10 protein-coding genes are annotated in these 15,595 nt (G+C 62.8%); 5 read left to right on the plus strand and 5 right to left on the minus strand.

The features are described from left to right. Nucleotides 1-243: 243 nt before the first annotated feature. From RM50_RS21145 to RM50_RS00245, 3 genes are all read right to left on the minus strand, one after another. Nucleotides 244-375 carry a hypothetical protein gene (locus tag RM50_RS21145; RefSeq protein ID WP_276202722.1) on the minus strand — a complete coding sequence of 44 codons (132 nt, stop codon included), beginning with the start codon at nucleotides 373-375 and terminating at the stop codon, nucleotides 244-246. Between the two features lie 155 nt (nucleotides 376-530). Then, nucleotides 531-1,115 carry a histidine phosphatase family protein gene (locus tag RM50_RS00240; protein ID WP_043448571.1) on the minus strand — a complete coding sequence of 195 codons (585 nt, stop codon included), beginning with the start codon at nucleotides 1,113-1,115 and terminating at the stop codon, nucleotides 531-533. After that, the gene (locus tag RM50_RS00245; protein ID WP_043448574.1) at nucleotides 1,112-2,620 is read right to left on the minus strand and encodes a CCA tRNA nucleotidyltransferase; all 1,509 of its coding nucleotides are present in this window, start codon (nucleotides 2,618-2,620) and stop codon (nucleotides 1,112-1,114) included. The genes RM50_RS00240 and RM50_RS00245 overlap by 4 nt, the downstream gene beginning before the upstream one ends. 208 nt (nucleotides 2,621-2,828) lie before the next feature. Here RM50_RS00245 and RM50_RS00250 point away from each other — a divergent pair, with 208 nt between their 5' ends. The 5 genes from RM50_RS00250 (at nucleotide 2,829) to trxA (ending at nucleotide 8,852) form a co-directional block, all read left to right on the plus strand. Further along, a complete protein-coding gene (locus RM50_RS00250; protein WP_043448576.1) occupies nucleotides 2,829-3,329 on the plus strand; it encodes an NUDIX hydrolase in 501 nt (166 codons plus the stop codon). Nucleotides 3,330-3,389: 60 nt separating this feature from the next. Next, nucleotides 3,390-5,531, plus strand: a complete 2,142-nt coding sequence (gene murJ / locus RM50_RS00255) for a murein biosynthesis integral membrane protein MurJ (protein WP_043448579.1) — start codon at nucleotides 3,390-3,392, stop codon at nucleotides 5,529-5,531. Between the two features lie 162 nt (nucleotides 5,532-5,693). Then, on the plus strand, nucleotides 5,694-7,319 hold the full coding sequence (locus RM50_RS00260) for an ABC transporter substrate-binding protein (RefSeq protein ID WP_043448581.1): 1,626 nt from the start codon (nucleotides 5,694-5,696) through the stop codon (nucleotides 7,317-7,319). Between the two features lie 213 nt (nucleotides 7,320-7,532). Then, entirely contained in the window at nucleotides 7,533-8,489 is a 957-nt protein-coding gene (trxB, locus tag RM50_RS00265) for a thioredoxin-disulfide reductase (protein ID WP_043448584.1), read from the plus strand. Between the two features lie 36 nt (nucleotides 8,490-8,525). After that, nucleotides 8,526-8,852 (plus strand): thioredoxin, encoded by a 327-nt coding sequence (gene trxA / locus RM50_RS00270; protein WP_018762822.1) that lies wholly within the window; start codon nucleotides 8,526-8,528, stop codon nucleotides 8,850-8,852. A 4,261-nt stretch (nucleotides 8,853-13,113) separates the two neighbouring features. Here the strand turns inward: trxA and RM50_RS00275 are convergent. Both RM50_RS00275 and RM50_RS00280 read right to left on the minus strand, forming a co-directional pair. Beyond that, entirely contained in the window at nucleotides 13,114-14,418 is a 1,305-nt protein-coding gene (locus tag RM50_RS00275; RefSeq protein ID WP_043448587.1) for a ParB/RepB/Spo0J family partition protein, read from the minus strand. A gap of 65 nt (nucleotides 14,419-14,483) precedes the next feature. Next, nucleotides 14,484-15,566: a ParA family protein gene (locus RM50_RS00280; protein ID WP_240471771.1), complete on the minus strand. Its 1,083-nt coding sequence runs from the start codon at nucleotides 15,564-15,566 to the stop codon at nucleotides 14,484-14,486. Nucleotides 15,567-15,595 lie beyond the last annotated feature (29 nt).

Here is a 15,595-nt window from a genome sequence, read left to right on the forward strand (position 1 = left end):
TTGCTGCTGAACGCGGGGCGCCGGCGTAGAACGGCACAGCTGGATACGGAGCCTCCACATGAAAAGCAGGTGGGAGGGCCCGGGGAAGGCTATGCCGCCGGCTGGACACGGCAGTGACGCGGGCAGGCGGGTACGGAGCTGGCCAGGGGCTGACGCGGGTGCCGCTACCGGTGCGGACGGTCAATGCAGGCGCAGTCCAGGCGCTGGACCCAGAGGGTGCCGATTGCCGGAGACTGGTGCCGCTTAGCCGTGCAGCCAGCCCGGGAAGGCAGCCGCCCGGCGGGAACCGTCATGGACCGAAGCCACGCGCGCGTCATCAGCAAAGGCCGGGAACGCAGTGATGGGCGTATTCCATTCGCCAGTCAAAGTCATCATTTTCCCAACCTCCTTTTCTGCTGTCCGCTGCGTGGATTGCAATGCGGTCATCGACCCAGGCAGATCGCCGTGGTGTCAGGAATAAAGGTACCGCAGGAAACTTCGGGAATCCAGCAATTCAGGGAAAGAAGATAAAAGTTTCCTATAAATAGGTTTTACAGGCCCCAGCGGACAATAGCGGGCGTCTTTTTATCCCACCCAAGGGTGCAGACCTTGGCCGTACCCAAAACGAAGTGCCGGCCCTCCGTGGCGGGCAGTTCCAGCCAGCGGGCGGTGAGGATCCGGGAAAAGTGCCCATGTGCCACGATCAGCACATTGTCCATCCCCGATTCCAGGATCCGGCCGATGATCTTGTCCGCCCTGGCCGCCACCTCGTCGAGGGTTTCGCCGTTGGGCACCCCGTGGGTCCAGATCAGGTAGTCCGGGTTGTCCTTGCGGATCAGGTCAGAGCTGATGCCCTCGTAATCCCCGTAATTCCACTCCACCGCGAGCGGTTCGTGCCGGGCATCGGGGAAGCCGGCGAGTTCGGCCGTGCGGCGGGCCCGCCGCAGCGGCGAGGTGAGCACAAGGTCGAAGTCGACGCCGTCCAGCACCTTGCGGGCCTCCACGGCCTGCTGCTCGCCCTCCACAGTCAGCGGGAGGTCGGTGAGGCCGGTGTACTGCCCGCTCTTGGACCACTCAGTCTCGCCGTGGCGGAGGATCCAGAGCTGGGGGCGCGGGGCAAAGGCGGGACTGGTCACTTGGACTCCTCAACAGGGGAAGGTTCGACGACGGCGGCAGGGGCTTCGGCGGCAGGTCCGGCGGGTGTTGCTTCAGGCTGTTCGGCCCACCAGCGGAGCAGGCGCGCCTCTGCCTCCGCCGTGGGCAGCGGCCCGTGCTCCATCCGTTCGTTCAGGAGGAACTTGTACGCGCGGCCCACCACGGGCCCCGGCTTGAGGCCCAGCAGGTCCATGATCCTCGATCCGTCCAGGTCCGGACGCACGGCGTCCAGCGACTCCTGTTCACGCAGTGCGGCGATGCGGGCTTCCAGATCGTCGTAGGCGAAGGCCAGGCGTTCGGCCTTGCGCTGGTTCCGGGTGGTGACGTCCGAGCGGGTGAGCCGGTGCAGGCGTTCCAGCAGGGGACCGGCGTCGGTGACGTACCGGCGGACGGCTGAATCGCTCCAGCCCGCGTCACCGTAACCGTAGAAGCGCATGTGGAGCTCCACCAGGCGGGCCACGGCCTTGGTGGTGTCATTGTCGAACCGGAGCGCCTTCATGCGCTTGGCCGTCAGCTTGGCACCCACCATGTCGTGGTGCCGGAAGCTCACCGCGCCGCCCGGTTCGAAGCGGCGCGTAGCCGGCTTCCCGACGTCGTGCATCAAGGCAGCGAAGCGGAGCACGAAGTCGGGCCCCGGCACTGGGCCCTCCGCGTCCGTCTCCAGTTCCGCCGCCTGCTCAAGGACCTGCAGGGAATGCTGGTAGACGTCCTTGTGCCGGTGGTGCTCGTCGGACTCCAGCCGGAGGGCGGACACCTCGGGCAGCACGTGTTCGGCCAGTCCCGTTTCCACCAGCAGGTCCACGCCGCTGCGGGGCCGCGCACCGCAGACCAGTTTGACCAGTTCATCCCGGACCCGCTCGGCGGAGATGATTTTGATCCGGTCCGCCATCCTCTCCATGGCCTCACGGACGTCCGCCCGCACCGACACCCCCAGCTGCGCGGCAAACCTGGCCGCACGCATCATGCGCAGCGGGTCGTCGGAGAAGGATGATTCCGGGGCGCCGGGCGTTGCAAGCACGGAGGCGTGCAGGTCCCGGACCCCGCCGAACGGGTCCACGAGTTCCATCGAGGGCAGTTTCAGCGCCATGGCGTTGATGGTGAAGTCGCGCCGCAGCAGGTCATCGGTCAGTGATGTGCCGAACGCCACCACCGGCTTGCGGGAGTCGGGGTCGTAGGCTTCGGCCCGGTACGTGGTGATCTCGATCTGGAAGCCGGCCTTGCGCATGCCGATCGTGCCGAAGGCACGCCCGATCTCCCAAAAGTTGTCCGCCCACTTCTTGATCAGCGCCACGGTCTGGTCAGGCGTGGCGTCAGTGGTGAAGTCGAGGTCGGGGGAGGTCCGGCCAAGGAAGAGGTCGCGCACCGGTCCGCCCACCAGGGACAACTCGTGGCCGGCGTCCACGAAACGCTGCCCGAGCTCCAGGACCACCGGGTCCACCTTGAAGTCGACAGTGTGGGAATCAATCTTGTGATGTGCGTGCGACATAGTTCCTTAAGCTTGGCAGAAACCAGCGGCGCGGCAGTCCAAAAATGCGTCACTATCGGCGCTGATTGGCCTTACCCGCCGGAAAGTACGTCATATCCCGTCCATGTTGGTGTCATGTTCCGGTCATCACAGCAGGGCAACAGTCGTTAGAGTGGACTCCATGGCCCATCCAGTACCGAGCGCTCCAGGCAGGAGGACAAACGCACCATTGCCGTCGGCAATCGGTGCGCACGTCGCCCCTGCCCAGCAGTCGGCACCGGCGTCGCTGCCCACGGTTGAGGAAGTCTCTGCCGGCGGCGTTGTGGTGGATACGTCCGACGCCGGGTTGCGGGTCGCGATCATTGCCCGCCTTAACCGGGGCGGACGGCTCGAGTGGTGCCTGCCCAAGGGCCACCCTGAGGGCAAGGAAAACAACGAAGAGGCCGCGGTCCGCGAAATCGCCGAGGAAACCGGCATCGAGGGCACCATCCTGGCACCGCTTGGCAGCATCGATTACTGGTTCACCGTCAGCGGCCACCGCGTCCACAAGACCGTGCACCACTACCTCCTGCGCGCCACCGGCGGCGAGCTCACCATCGAGAACGACCCCGACCAGGAAGCCGTGGATGTGGCATGGGTGCCCATCCAGGAGCTGGCCCGGAAGCTGTCCTTCCCCAACGAACGCCGGATCGCCGACCTCGCCCGCGAGGTCCTGCCCGGGCACCTCTAGGCCCGGCCGCCGCCGTCGTCGTTGCGGTGTTAACCGCTGCCGGGTGAGACGATGAAGTCGATGTCAGCTACCAACTTTCCTTCCGACCGGTCCGGCCGGCCCGATGATGCCGCACCCGACGGTGTGCCCCCCGAGCCGGCGGCCCCGGACGTCGCCCAGCCCGCGGCCTCCGGCGTCAGCGAAACCCGTTCCAGCGCCATCATGGCCGCCGGAACGCTGGTGTCGCGCTTCCTGGGCTTTGGCAAGACCTGGATGCTCGGCACCGCCCTGGGCCTGGGTTCAACGGTCAATGACACGTTCATCAATGCCAACAACCTGCCCAACCTGATCTTCCTGCTGGTGGCCGGCGGGGTGTTCAACGCCGTGCTGGTTCCGCAGATCATCAAGGCCAGCAAGGCTCCGGACAGGGGAGCGGACTACATCAGCAGGCTGCTGACGCTGGCCGTCCTGCTGCTGTTTGGCCTGACCGCGCTGGTCACGCTGGCCGCTCCCGGAGTGATCGAGCTGACCACGCAGGGCTATTCGCCGCAGCAGAAGGCCCTCGCGGTCACCTTTGCGTTCTGGTGTCTGCCGCAGATCTTCTTCTATGGCCTCTACGCCCTGCTCACCCAGGTCCTGAACGCCAACGGCGCATTCGGCCCTGCCATGTGGGCGCCCATCCTGAACAACGTGGTGGCCATCGCCGGCCTGGGGATGTTCATCTGGATCTTCGGCACGAACGAGTTCAGCCCGCACACCCTGGACAACTGGGGTTCCACCCAGACACTGTTGGTGGCCGGGTTCTCCACCATTGGCGTGCTGTCCCAGACGGCCATCCTGCTGGTGCCGGTCTTCCGGCTGAAGCTCGGCCTCCGTCCGCGGTTCGGCTGGCGGGGTGTGGGACTGGGCCACGCTGCCCGGCTGAGCATCTGGACCCTGTTGACGGCCGCCGTCGGACAGCTGGCCTTCCTGTACGTCATGCGCATCGCCACCATCCCCGGCGCCGAACGCATCCGGTTGAAGGAGGCGGGGGACCCGTCCGCCTCCACCCTTCCCGGCAACGCGGTCCTCGAGGTGGCCAGCCAGCTGTACCTGCTGCCGCACTCGATCATTGCCCTTTCCCTGGCCACTGTGCTCTTCAACCGCATGACCAGGGCGTCCCAGGACGGCAACCGCGCGGAACTGCGCGATGCCCTCTCGCATGGGCTCAGGACCATGGCCGTGGCCACCGTGTTTGGCGCTTTGGCGCTGTTTGCCCTGGCAGGTCCGCTGGGCATGTTCTTCTCGGGCGGCCTGCGCCAGGACGGCGTCATGCTGGCCCAGACGCTCACCATCCTGGCGCTCAGCACGCCCTTCATGAGTGCCAACTTCATGATGTCCCGCGTGTTTTACGCCAACGAGGACGCCCGAACCCCGTTCTACGTCCAGCTGCTGCTCGCCGTGGTGTACGTGGCCGGCGCCTTCGCCATCCAATTCCTTCCGGTGGGCCAGATCATCTACGCCATCGCCGTTCTGTACATGGTGGGCAACATCCTTTCGGTGGTCATCAGTGCGTTCTTCCTGCGCCGCATGCTGGGGCACCTCGACGGCCCACGGATCGCCAATTCGTACATCCGGATGGGCTACGCCGCCCTGGGCTCGGCGATTGCGGGGGCCGGCGCCCTGTGGCTGATGGGCAGCTACACCCCGGACGGTTTCGCCTGGAGCGGCCGCCTCCAGGCACTCGTGACGGTGGTCGTGGTGGGGCCGGTCATGCTGCTGGTCTACTTCTTCCTGCTCAGGCTCTTCCGGGTCTCTGAGCTCAGCGACATGCTGCGGCCCCTGCTGGGCAGGTTTGGGCGCGGCGGCCTGACCCCTGCCCCGGACGCCGGGGACACGCCGTGGTCCCCTGCCGCCGGTGGAACCGGGGCTGAGCCCGGGCGCCGTCCGGAGCGTGCCACCACGTCCGTTGACACCGGCCTCATACCCCGGATCTCCGGGGAATTCGATGCCGTCTCGTTCCGTGCCGGGCCGGACCCGGAGCGCGGCGCCCGCCGTCCTGAAACGTACGACGGCGGCACGCAAGAAGGTGCTGACAGCGACTACCTGCCGGCCGAGGACCAGCCAAGTACAGCGCGCGGGGGCCTGCTGAGCGAGGAGATTCCCCTTCCGGGCCGGCGCACGTACCAGGGCAAGGCCGGGGAGAACCCGTATTTCAAGAGCCGCCGGCCGCGAAAAAAGTGATACGCACGGCCTCCGGCGCCCGTCTTCTCCACGGCCGTCCGGGCCGGATCGGCTAGGATCGAACAGGTACAGGGGTAGTTGCATTCAGGTTGGCCCATGCGCCGGGCCTGAATGGCGGTTGCGTCATTGAGCCGGCAATCCCGGACAGTCTAGGAGGAACACGTGTCCAACCCGATCGATGTCGGATCAGTACTGGGCGGCCGCTACAAGGTCACCGCCACAGTGTTGGCCTCGCATGACCACGATCTGGTGCTGGACGGGGTGGATCAGGTCCTCAACCGCCCGGTCAGCATCCTGGTCGCCGGACCGGAGAACACGGAGCAGGTGGCGCAGAGTGCCCGCGAAGTGGCCACCGGCGAGCGTCCGGGCACCATGCAGGTCCTGGACCTCGGCGTCACCGAGGATGCCACCTACCTCATCACCAACCACACAGCCGCCGCCGACCTGCTGGACCTGGTCGTGGCGCCCAATCCGCCCTACGTCGAACCGTTCTTCACCGACACCCTGGGCAGCGAGATCTTTGGCCAGCCCCGTTCTCATGAGCCCGAGCCGTACGACGAAGAGGACCACGTCGAGGCCGGCTACATCAATTACGCCGATTCCCACCCCAGCCAGGTGGATCCCTACCGTTCAGCACCGGCTGTGCCGCCTCGGCCTCCTGTCCGGCCAGCCACCCAGCAACCCGCTTCCACCGGCCGCAACGGCGCAGCCGCGGCGGGGGCTGCCGGTGCTGCCGCCGCCGCCGCTTCTGCCGCCGGCGCTTCTTCCGCTGGTACCGGTGCCGGCGCCTCCCGAATCGATCCCGACGCCACGGCCGCGCAACCTGTCACCGATAGCCGTCCCCAGACCGCCCGGGCAAGTTCGGCGGAGGCGGACACCGGCCCGAACGATACCGCGGCCGCTGCCACGCAGGCCCAGCCCTCCGTTGACCAGGGAACACCAAAGGTTTCCCTCTGGTCCAACGATGACTATGCCCAGTCCGGGCAGCATGACCAGTACGACGACGCGGATGACGCCCCGGAGAAGTCCACACCGCTGAAGGGCAAGTCCGCCCTCTTCGCCCGGGCGGCTGCTCCCGCCGCTGCCGGAGTTTCCTTCGCGGACCGCGACGACTACGACGATGACGACGACAAATCCCGGGACCAGCCCCGATCCATGCGTTGGCTGGTGGGCGGGCTCCTCGCCGTGGTGCTGATCGCAGGCCTCATTTTCGCCGTCACCAACCTCGGAAGCCTCTTCACGTCGGAACCGCAGGCAAAGTCGTCTGCCCCCGCCAGCACCACCGCGCCGCAGCCCTCCGGGTCTGCAAGCCAGGCGGCACCTTCGGCCCCGCCGGTTGTCCCGCCGTCCATTGAGAGCATCAGCCGGCAGGGGAACTTCGACTTCGCAGCCACCTTCGACGGTGACCTGGTAAAGGCATACGACGGCAACGCGGCCAGCTACTGGTCCGACATGGAATTCGCCACGGAGAACTGGGGCGGCCTGGCACCGCAGGGTGTCCCCCTGGTTGTAAAGCTGAAGAACAAGGCCACCATCTCCTCCATCACGCTCTCCCAGCTGGGAGGATCCGGCGGCAACATTACGGTCTACACCAACGACCGTCCGTCGCTGGATGGTGCCAAGACCGTGGGAACCAACAGCTTCACGTCCACCGACTTGAACGTGCCCCTCGCTGAACCGGTCCAGGCCCAGTACGTGATTGTCTCGATCAATTCGCTGCCCAAGCTGGCGGCTCCGAAGACCCGCTACGGTTACGGCATCCGGCTCGCCGAGATCAAGGTCCAGTAAGCCAACCCTTCCCGCTTCGCGTGTTACCGCCGGAGTCAATGCTGCAGCGCCCGGAATGTACTCTGGGATGAGCGTCCGCAGCGGCTGGTCCTCTGTCCTGCCTGCAGGTTCACCCCGTCCGGGCGCTGGAATATTCAGCACGCGGACACAGTTGTGCCATGTGGCCGGCCTCTACACGGAGGCGAGTCGAACAAGGAAGAGGTTCACGGTCCAGTGACCATCGAAGAAAAGACGGCGTCCGACGTACGCGACGTGATCATTGTGGGCTCAGGCCCCGCGGGTTATACGGCGGCCGTCTACACCGCCAGGGCTAACCTCAACCCTTTGCTCTTGGCAGGATCTGTCACCGCCGGCGGTGAACTTATGAACACCACCGACGTAGAGAACTATCCCGGATTCCCGGACGGAATCATGGGTCCGGACCTGATGGAAAACTTCGAGAAGCAGGCCGCACGCTTCGGCACGGAAATCCAGTTTGAGGATGTCACCGCGCTGGATCTGCAGGGCCCGGTCAAAACCGTCACCATCGGCACGGGGGAGAGCTTCAGGGCCAAGGTTGTCATCCTCTCCACTGGTTCCGCTTACCGGGAACTCGGTTTGCCGAATGAGAAGCGGCTGTCAGGCCATGGCGTCAGCTGGTGTGCAACCTGCGACGGTTTCTTTTTCAAGGACCAGGACATCGCCGTCATTGGTGGCGGCGACTCCGCGATGGAGGAGGCCCTGTTCCTCACGAAGTTCGCCAAGTCTGTGACAGTGGTCCACCGGCGCGATTCGCTGCGGGCCTCAAAGATCATGGCCGACCGGGCACTGGCACACGAGAAGATCAACTTTGTGTGGAACAGCGCGGTGGAGGATGTTCTCGGCGAGGACAAAGTCACGGGTTTGCGGGTAAAGAACCTGCTGGACGGTTCGGTGTCTGACCTGGCCGTGACCGGCGTCTTTGTCGCCATTGGCAACGATCCCCGTACCGACCTGGTGAAGGACGTCCTCGAGCTAACGCCGGAAGGAACCATCGCGGTGGAGGGGAGAAGCTCGAGGACAAGCGTTCCTGGCGTCTTTGCCGCCGGCGATGTTGTGGACCCCACCTACCGCCAGGCCATCACCGCATCCGGTTCCGGCTGCGTCGCGGCCATCGATGTTGAACACTATCTGGCCGACCTGCCGGAATAGTCTGCCCCCTGTATCCGAAGAGAAAGAGATAAGGCTATGAGCAACGCCAAAGATGTAACCGATGCAAGTTTCGGTACCGATGTACTCTCATCTGAGAAGCCGGTAATTGTTGATTTCTGGGCTGAATGGTGTGGTCCCTGCCGCAAGCTGGGACCCATCCTGGATGAGATTTCAGTTGAGTACAGCGAAAAAGTCGACGTCGTCAAGGTCAACGTTGACGACAACCCGGCAATCGCTGCTGAATACGGAATTACTTCCATTCCTGCTGTTTACCTCTTCCAGGGCGGCGAGGTGAAGAGCACCGTCATCGGTGCGAAGCCGAAGCAGTTCTTTGAGAAGGAATTCTCCGACGTCCTTTCCTGATACGCGTCCCTAAAGCGCGCCTATCTTTTTGAAATGGCCATCGCCTTCGGGCGGTGGCCATTTTTCGTTTGCGATGACCGGTGACAGTGGGCGCTGCCGTAATGGGCGGCTGTTGGCCTGGGAAGGGGAGCTCATGTTGCCGCCGCTACGCCTGCTGTTGGTCGTGTTTCACGTGAAACGTTGTGCTGGATCTCGGGAAGGAACCCCAAGTAGACGGTGACTAAGGCCTGCAACTCGCTTCGATTTCTGCATGTGATCGGATGCTGGTCACGAGAACGAGTGCCGGTCCCAGCTCTCACTCCTCTATGGGGGAACAGCTTCACAAGATCCCCGCCAGTAACGTCTGGTCAGACGTAGGGGCATTCCTTCTTCAGGTACTTCGGGCCACACGCACGAGTGTCCTTGGGTGCACACGTACCCCCGCACTAATCCACTCGCGCATCTCAACGGTAGTTCCTATACGTGTCACTGCCGATGGAACTAGCCATCAGAAGATGACCCGATTTGATTATCCGTGCACCGGTGGCGGATTTTGCCAGCTTCCCTGCATCCGCAGAGGGCTGGGCGAACAGATGGTCTGCCACAAGTCCGTTTCACGTGAAACCATGCCGTGGGTCTATGCAATAGGTTACGGTCACGGCGGTCGATGCTCGAAACAGAAGTGGCAGGACCCGATTGCCCCTTCACCTTCCAGCCCAGGCTTTGATCAGGAGCAAACAAACCCCGAGGCACCGTACGGGAATCCGCTAGCCCACGGAACCGTGTGAAGCTGCCGTAACGAATCTACCGGGCGGGTAGTCCGCACTTTCTGTCGCCTGCAACGTGAGCGCATTGCGAACATCGTTGAGCCGGATCTCCGCTTTGCCTTACGCCAAACATTACCGTTGCACACACAGGTGTGTCCTAGGACCACTATCTGAGCGTGCGGGCCTTAGACGGTCTAGCGCCATCTGCCGACGAGATACTTTGCAGTTTCATCTGGGAAGCCGAGGCGAAGCAAGCCGATGCCGCCGGTACTAAGTACTAGCGAGCAGACCCGTTCCCGCTGACGTACATCCTGCGGCAAAGGCCAGGAGTCTTGCAGGCCTGTGTCAGGGTTCGGCAGCTGGCCCCCGCCCCTGGGGCTCGCTCGGCTAGTTACACCCATACCCCTGACATCCCATCTCCAGATACGGCCTTTGCGCGCGGCGGCCGGAATTCAGCCTAGGGTTCTGCGGGCTCCGGCGCATCGCAGCAGCGCGCTGGTTTGCCCGTCAGCTTCTACATATTCGTTACCCAATGCGCTCTGTTTAGCTGCAGTCCTCGAGACTTTGCAGATAACCACCCCGAGCTGTGCCACGGGGACATGCATATAGGTTGCAGGCGGCGCACCTGGCTTTCTAAAACTACTGATGAATGTGATCGGCTCGTTTCACGTGAAACATCCCGGAGAAACGAGGGAGGCTTGGCGACCCACGGAGGCGCGGCGTGAGTTCCCAGCCGCAGCCTTCGATACCACCCACGAACGGTCGGGGGTAAGCATCAGGTGAAACGTCCTGCATCAGGGATCCGACGGCCTCCTACCAGGGACTGATACGTGGGGCACGTGCGCCCATAACCGAAGCTCGAGGGCCGGCTGCTCCTGTCCTGGCCTGGTGCACCAGACCTGCGCGATGCCCGCCGAGCCTGCTGCGTCGGCGGAACGGCGCGGCCGGACTATTGAATGACCTTCCGGATCGCGACCCAAGTGAGGACGCCAAGACCGACGCCAGTTCAGTCTGTGAAAGGACCAAAGCGGGTGCGGATGGGTGGGCGATGTTCCCTTCGCATTGGTAAGGCAGTCGGACCTCCTCCTACTTGTCCACAAAGTTATCCACAGCGTGGCGCCCTGGTATCCACAGCAATATCCACAGGCCCGGAGGTGTGCGTCCAGCTACGGACGAGTGGAGGGAGTTGGCGCGGCACTAGAATCAACAGGACCGCTTCCCTGCCGTCCGAGGGATCGAGATGACAAGTGGAGTGCACTACGGGGCAAAGAGGCGGTAAGGTGACTAAATACGGGTGATCATTAGCCATATTCCGGTCCCGCCTCGGGTGGCTGCCTGCGTTTCACGTGAAACAATGTCAAAGAGCCGCCCGTACGCAGTAGACCCGTGGTACCGCTGGCTCTTATCAAGACATGCGGCGAGCTCACCGAACCAGCAGACGGCACCCATCGCACAGCTTCTATCCACAAAGTTATCCACAGCTATATCCACCGGTGAACAGCTGTCCCTGTGGATGGTGATCCACAACATTCAGGTCATCCGCAGCGCACCACCGGCCCGAGGCACCCGATATTGCGGACTCTCGAAGACGGGCCCTGGCAGGAGCCGTCCCAGGTAGATCGTCAGCCATATCCCAGGCTCCGACAGCTAGATCAGACATGCACGGTTCAAAGCGTTCCACCTGGGCTCGGGGCACCGACACTGGTTTCTGCGGCCGGGAAGGCCATGTGGAACAGACGAGCGTAGGACCCTGCACCTGCTCGGGTGAAGGCCAGCCTTGCGCATGCGCAACCGCGAGTGCTCCACGGCAGGTGATCTGGTCATCCCCTTGCTGGGCGGAAGTATCAGTGGTCCGACTCTGGCGACAGTCCCCCTAGCGGTAGGAGGAACAAAGGAGCAACTGCCGCCAGGCTGAGCACCGCGGGGGAGGACCGAGTGGCCAGCGTCCCGCTTTGAGCAATTGCTTGAAGAGAGCGGCGCAGGCTTGGAGTCAGCGGCACGGACATATCCCACTCCCGATGGAATGCCTGGCATCGACCGCTGCTTCGACCCACAGCCTCGACGCCGGTGGAACTGCATGGGTCAAGAGAGAGAATGGCGGACCTTCCCCCTACTCAGCCTCGACTCTTGACCTTCACGCGCAATACGGTGGATCGTACTGCAGCTCGCTTCTTATAGTGCCCGCTTGCATCCCCCTGCTGGCGTCTCCTTGAGAAGGAAGAGCAGCACGCGTAGGTGGCGACCAATTCCTCACAGTCCTGGGGTATTAGCACCATCAGATCTCATACGGCCCGTAACCCAGTACGGATGTCCAGGCAGCAAAAGCACTTGTTTCACGTGAAACACATCTGTTGTGAGTACGTGCTCGCCCAGTTACTTGGAGCGCGTTTCACGTGGCACGCCGCGGTGTCTGCCAGTCGCGGTCTCTGCCAAGTGTGCTTCCAAGCCCTGGGGTTGGCGACGTGTTTCACGTGAAACACGCCGCATCAAGCGAGGCCGTCCCAAGTATGATCTCAGAACTCCTGCCGGGCGGGAAACAGATTCGTGAACCACGCTCAGGCGCCAATCAGCATTGTTGGCAGCTCCAGGCAAACAACACCGGACGCTCGGATTGGCACCGAGCGGAAACACCTTAGTGTGCGGTGAGAGGGACCCTGCCAGCCAGGGGAAGACCTGGGTTATCGAACTCGCGATGCCTCATCGCACGTCTCATGCGCCGATAATAGGTCCCAGAATGACAGCGGAACGAGTCATGACTCTTGGGGGAGCGCGGTAACCAATAGTCCACACCTTTGGGCGCATATACATCCGAGCATTGGCCGCTCGCCGGTTTCCACATTTTAGTGTCTTCAACGGGATGGTCCGGCAACTCATCTTTCGCTCCAGCAGGACAACCACACACCACTTTCCTTGATCACAGACGCCCTGAATACACCTTACAAAAGGGGCGACGTACAGAAGCCAATTCACGAACGAAGGCACCGTGCGCAGTACCACCGCAGCGGTTTTCAGACGTGCTGGATCGGGATGTGAAATAGCGGCTGCCTATCGAAACTACAGCAGAAGGCCATCTTTTATGAGGGTCGAGGGCCGAGGCCCGACAAAATATCGCGAGAGGTTGAGCGTCTCCGCGCTCCCCATTCGTACGACCCAAACCGCAACTATCAGGGTGTTTCACGTGAAACGGCCAACAATCTCATCCCGTACAACCACCCAATGCCAGATAGACCTCACAAGACGACGGCGGAAATCTTCCCAGCAGCCGCACAACAGCGGCAAATCACTATTGTCACACTAGATAGGAACCGCCCCGACATCGGCGCTGTGGCGCTGAGGATGCAAGAACGAAACAGGAACTGGAACAAGTTGAGGGACCGCGGACGGACGCATAGTGCCGGTTTGGCCCATCAGGGCCGATCCCAACACTCAGGAGATCTGACTGAACGAGCCAATCATCGTCGATTGCAAAGAAAAGGCCCCCTTCGCTTAGAAGGGGGCCTACGGGAGCTGAAGAATCAATTGGTTGAGCCGGGGGCCAGTACGTCCATAATCCGGTTCAAGTCCTCAACACTCGCGAACTCGATGCTGACCTTGCCTTTACGGACACCAAGGGAGATCTTCACGTTGGTGTCCAAACGGTCAGAAAGGGAAGAAGCAAGGTAATCCAGGCGCTCGTGCCGGGCGCCGGGCCGCGGAATGTTGTTCTTCGCCGGCTTGGCAGGGTCCTGGTAAAGAGTTACTGCTTCCTCGGTGGCGCGAACGGACATTCCCTCAGCTACGATCCTCTGTGCAAGGCGTTCCATGGCGGCAGCGTCAGGAAGGGCAAGAAGCGCCCTCGCGTGGCCCGCAGACAGTACTCCCGCAGCTACACGGCGCTGGACCAGCGGCGGCAGCTTCAGCAGGCGCAGGGTGTTGGACACCTGAGGCCGGGAGCGCCCGATACGGTCCGCCAACTGCTCATGGGTGGTTCCGAAGTCCTCCAGGAGTTGCTGGTACGCAGCAGCTTCTTCCAAGGGGTTCAGTTGGCTGCGGTGAAGGTTCTCAAGCAGTGCGTCCCGGAGCAGGTCGTCATCCGTGGTATCGCGGATGATAGCGGGGATGGTATCCAGCCCGGCTGCCTGAACGGCACGCCACCTGCGCTCACCCATAACGAGTTCGTAAGGTTCACTACCGGATTCAGTTGATGTCCGGACCACAATGGGCTGGAGGACGCCGATTTCGCGGACGGAGTGTACCAGCTCGGCCATATCATCTTCATCGAAGACATTCCGGGGCTGTTTCCGGTTGGGATGAATATCCGCGACGGGAATTTCCGCAAAACGCGCGCCGGGGACTTCCACCAGTTCCACGCCGGAATCGTCGGAGGTTTCTGCAGGGGCAGCTGCTGCGACGTCATCGGCCGTTTCGCTTTGGGCTCCTGGTGCTGCACCCGGCCCGACCTCCGGAGTTTCCACAACATCGGGGGAGGCCTCGGACGCCGTCTTGGAGTTGGCTGCAGGAGTCTTCCTGGCAGGAGCCTTCTTTGCAGGGGCCGCAGGAGTGGATTTCTTGTCCTCACTTGCCTTCCCTGATGCAGGCTTTGAGGTTGCTGACTTGGGGGCCGTTTCCCGCGCCTCGGCGGCACCGGCTTCTTTACCCTGCGCAGGTGCAGTACGTGCCACGGTAGTTTCTTCCGAAGCGTCGGTCTTCCGCCGGCCCTCCGGGAAGAACAGATCCACAGGCCGGGAGACCGTCCCACCGTTGGCAGACCCACCGGCTGCGGCAGAACTTGGAATCAACGCGCCAAGACCGCGGCCTAGGCCCCGTCGCTTCTCGCTCATGGGTAAATCCCTCCAGTGGTAGAGCCAGGACCAGCCTGACTCCATGCGTTGCGGTATTGAAGATTCTAGCGTTCCGCTATTTCAGCGGCGGCTTCCAGGTAGGACAGTGCACCACTTGATGACGGGTCATAGGTCATGACGGTCTGCTGGTAGCTGGGAGCTTCGGAAATCCGGACCGAGCGTGGAACTACGGCAGAGAGCACTTGTTCCGGGAAGTGCTGGCGCACCTCGGCGGCGACCTGGGCCGCCAGGTTGGTGCGGCCGTCGTACATGGTCAGGAGGATAGTGGAAACAACGAGGTCAGCATTCAGGTGCTTCTGGATCATCTCGATGTTTTTCAGCAGCTGGCTCAGGCCTTCCAGCGCGTAGTACTCACACTGGATGGGAATGAGTACCTCGCTGGCGGCACAGAAGGCGTTCACTGTCAGCAGGCCAAGGCTGGGCGGGCAGTCGATAAAGACGTAGTCCAGGCGTTCTTCGCCGTTTTTCTCGCGTGCCTTCGCATAAACGTCGATGGCGCGGCGAAGCCGCTGCTCGCGGGCAACGAGTGATACCAGCTCAATCTCCGCACCGGCAAGATGGATGGTGGCCGGAGCACAGATAAGCTTTCCGATGTCGGGGCAGGGAGCCACGACGTCGGCCAGCGGGACGTCGTTGATCAGCACATCATAAATACTGTCCACGTCGGCATGGTGTTCAATGCCCAACGCTGTGGAAGCGTTCCCCTGCGGATCGATATCGATGACCATGACGTTCAGGCCGGCCGCTGCCAGGGCGGCGGCAATATTCACCGTGGTGGTGGTCTTGCCCACCCCGCCCTTCTGGTTGGAAACAGTGAAGATCCGGGTCTTTTCGGGCCGGGGCAATTGGCGGCCCATGAGGCGCTCCCGGCGCTTTGTCTCATGCGCCAGCTCCCGCGCGATCGGGCTTGAATCATCGATCGCATCAATCACGTTTGACCGACCGGAAGAGGTTGTTTCACGTGAAACTGCGTTACTGCCACCAGGGCCAGCAACCGTTTTGGGGTGATTGGCCCCCCGTCCGGGAACCATGGCCGGACCGGCCAGCCCGGATCCAGCGACAGAACGTGCCGACCCCAAAGACACAAACGGCGGGATCCGTTGTGCGGAGGCTTCACTACTGGTCACTGGGGCACACTCACTCTCGTTCAGCCAAT

The organism is Pseudarthrobacter phenanthrenivorans, from assembly GCF_000813845.1.
In the GTDB taxonomy this organism is placed as follows: Bacteria; Actinomycetota; Actinomycetes; order Actinomycetales; family Micrococcaceae; genus Arthrobacter; species Arthrobacter phenanthrenivorans_B.

Bases quoted from the DNA above. Each gene is read 5' to 3' on its own strand.
- RM50_RS00245 (WP_043448574.1), bottom strand. From the start codon at position 2,620: ATGTCGCACGCACATCACAAGATTGATTCCCACACTGTCGACTTCAAG.
- RM50_RS00275 (WP_043448587.1), bottom strand. From the start codon at position 14,418: ATGAGCGAGAAGCGACGGGGCCTAGGCCGCGGTCTTGGCGCGTTGATT.
- trxA (WP_018762822.1), top strand. From the start codon at position 8,526: ATGAGCAACGCCAAAGATGTAACCGATGCAAGTTTCGGTACCGATGTA.
- murJ (WP_043448579.1), top strand. From the start codon at position 3,390: ATGTCAGCTACCAACTTTCCTTCCGACCGGTCCGGCCGGCCCGATGAT.
- RM50_RS21145 (WP_276202722.1), bottom strand. From the start codon at position 375: ATGATGACTTTGACTGGCGAATGGAATACGCCCATCACTGCGTTCCCG.